The organism is Oscillibacter sp. KLE 1728, from assembly GCF_934833455.1.
GTDB lineage: Bacteria > Bacillota > Clostridia > Oscillospirales > Oscillospiraceae > Oscillibacter > Oscillibacter welbionis.
Window position 1 is genome coordinate 1 of the sequence record NZ_CAKVVF010000027.1, and the last position, 2,454, is coordinate 2,454.

Here is a 2,454-nt window from a genome sequence, read left to right on the forward strand (position 1 = left end):
GCGGTACTCCGGTGCAGAGCCGGTGAACCAATTCCTGCTGTGCTGGCCGGACCGGATGGCAGAGGTCAAGCTGCCCTGGGACTGGCGCTTGACGGCAGACCAGATGGCTGTCATCGGGGAAAAGCTCCTGTACGCCTGACAACAGCCGGGAGAGGATACCCTCTCCCGGCTGGTTTTCTGTCTGTTTTCTTACGCTCTCCGGTCCTTCCGCTGCTCCAGCACCAGGCGGTCGGCGATCATGGCGATGAACTCGCTGTTGGTGGGCTTGCCCTTGGCATTGGAGACGGTGTAGCCGAAATACTTCTGCAGCGTCTCCAGATCGCCCCGGTCCCAGGCCACCTCGATGGCGTGGCGGATGGCCCGCTCCACGCGGGAGGGCGTGGTGGAAAACCGCTTGGCCACCTCCGGATACAGCACCTTGGTGACGGCGTTGATCACATCCATGTCGTCCACGGCGATCATGATGGCCTCCCGCAGGTACTGATAGCCCTTGATGTGGGCGGGCACACCGATCTCATGGATAACAGAGGTCACCAGATTCTTCAGCTCCGCCGGGTGTTCCTCCACCGGGGCACCCCGGCTGAACAGCGCCCGCATCCGATCCAGCAGGGCGTTCTCCTCCACGGGCTTTGTCAAAAAGTAGCTGGCTCCCAGATCCACAGCCTCCGATACCACGCTGTCGCTGCAGAAGGCGGAAATTAGGATAACCTTGGGGACCTTCCCCTCCTGCTCCCGCAGCTGCTTGAGTACGCCGAAGCCGTCCAGCCCCGGCAGGACCACATCCATCAGAATCAGGTCCGGCGCTTCCTCACGCGCCAGGCGCAGGGCCTCCGTCCCGTCTCCCACAGACCCCACCACCGAAAACTCCTCTGTCTCGTCTATGATCTTCCGCACAAGGGTGCGGAATTCCTCATTGGCATCTGCCAGCAATACAGTTCTTCTGATGTCCATGTCTTCCCCTGTCCTCTTTCCACAATTTTCGTTTACCAGGCACAAATGCTTCAGAGCAGGCCCCCTCTCCCAGCCGGAAAAAAGTGGGCGCTCCTGTTTACGACGGATTCATGAAGCTTCAAATCGCGTTTTCTATAAAGTAGCATAAACGGACACGATTTGCAACAAGAAACTGTAAATAACTTCCAAGAATCATTCGACACTTTCTGCGCCGCGCCTCCTAACTCCTTGTGCCGCAAGGGGTGCAGAGTCTCCCGGCAGCAGTGGCTTCCCTTTTGGACGGGGCCGTGGTACAATGGAGCCATCTCAAGAGAAAGGATGAGACATGTGACGCTGCTGGAGGAATTAGAAGCGTATCGCCCCTGGAATGACCAGGAGGAACGGGACCGGGCGGAACTGCTGCGGCGGCTGCGGAGCGGCGAGGCGCTTTACACCCGGGACAACGCTGCCGGGCACCTGACGGCCTCCGCCTGGGTGGTGAGCCCGGACCGGACACAGGTGCTGATGGCGTACCACAACCTCTACGACTCCTGGTCCTGGCTGGGCGGCCACGCGGACGGGGACCGGGATCTGCTGGCAGTATCCATGCGGGAAGTCCGGGAGGAGAGCGGACTCACGGCGGTGCGTCCGGTATCGCCCCACATTTACTCTCTGGAAATCCTCACTGTGGACGGCCACGAGAAGCGGGGCGCCTACGTCTCCTCCCACCTGCATCTGAATGTGACCTACCTGCTGGAGGCAGACCCGGCGGCCCCCGTGCGCCGGAAGCCGGATGAGAACAGCGCTGTGGCCTGGTTCGGTCTGGAGGAGGCAGTGGCCGCCTCGTCGGAGCCCTGGTTCCGGGAGCGCATTTACAGGAAGCTCAACGCCAAGCTGGCGCTGTTCTCCGGGGAACAGGGGGGGTAACACCTCTGCAGCTCAGGGGCCATGTGCGTCTGCGTTGCTTGCCGCAACGGCGGTTCCCCTGGTAGAATGATCCCGGAAAGGAGGCAACGCAATGCTTGCAGAGAATTTGAAGGCCCTGCGGAAGGCCAAGGGCCTCTCCCAGGAGGAGCTGGCCGCCCGACTCCATGTGGTGCGGCAGACCGTCTCCAAATGGGAAAAAGGCCGGTCCGTGCCGGACGCAGACCTGCTGATCCGGCTGGCGGAGGAGCTGGACGCCACCTCCGCGGCTCTGCTGGGGCCGGAGGTCCCGCCAGAGGCGGAGCGCGGCGGAACAGCGGAGCAGCTGGCCCGCATCGCCGAGCAGCTGGCGGTGAAAAACCGCCGGGCCCGGCGGATCTGGAGGATCGTGGCCGGGGTGCTGATCGCCTTTGTGATGGTCAATTTATTGTTGATTCTATTGAACTTTGCGGCGTTCCGCAGTTTCCAGGCGGAGGCCGAATCCACTGTCCAAGCGCAGGAACTCCCGCGCGGAGAGTCGTAACTCTGTATTGTAAAAAATTCCGGGGCGTCGGGAAGCAAAAAGCTTCCCGCCGCCGCAGTCTGCCTGGGAGTCCAAGT

Annotated in this window: 3 protein-coding genes; 2 read left to right on the forward strand and 1 reads right to left on the reverse strand. The window is 61.7% G+C overall.

Going from position 1 to position 2,454, the window contains the following annotated elements:
- Window positions 1–189 precede the first annotated feature (189 nt).
- Entirely contained in the window at window positions 190–951 is a 762-nt protein-coding gene (gene spo0A / locus QVE23_RS04665; RefSeq protein WP_021750842.1) for a sporulation transcription factor Spo0A, read from the reverse strand.
- Window positions 952–1,269: 318 nt separating this feature from the next.
- Here spo0A and QVE23_RS04670 point away from each other — a divergent pair, with 318 nt between their 5' ends.
- Together QVE23_RS04670 and QVE23_RS04675 are read left to right on the forward strand one after the other, a co-directional pair.
- Entirely contained in the window at window positions 1,270–1,857 is a 588-nt protein-coding gene (locus QVE23_RS04670) for an NUDIX hydrolase (protein ID WP_021750843.1), read from the forward strand.
- A 91-nt stretch (window positions 1,858–1,948) separates the two neighbouring features.
- Window positions 1,949–2,377 carry a helix-turn-helix domain-containing protein gene (locus QVE23_RS04675; RefSeq protein WP_256264815.1) on the forward strand — a complete coding sequence of 143 codons (429 nt, stop codon included), beginning with the start codon at window positions 1,949–1,951 and terminating at the stop codon, window positions 2,375–2,377.
- Window positions 2,378–2,454: the final 77 nt, after the last annotated feature.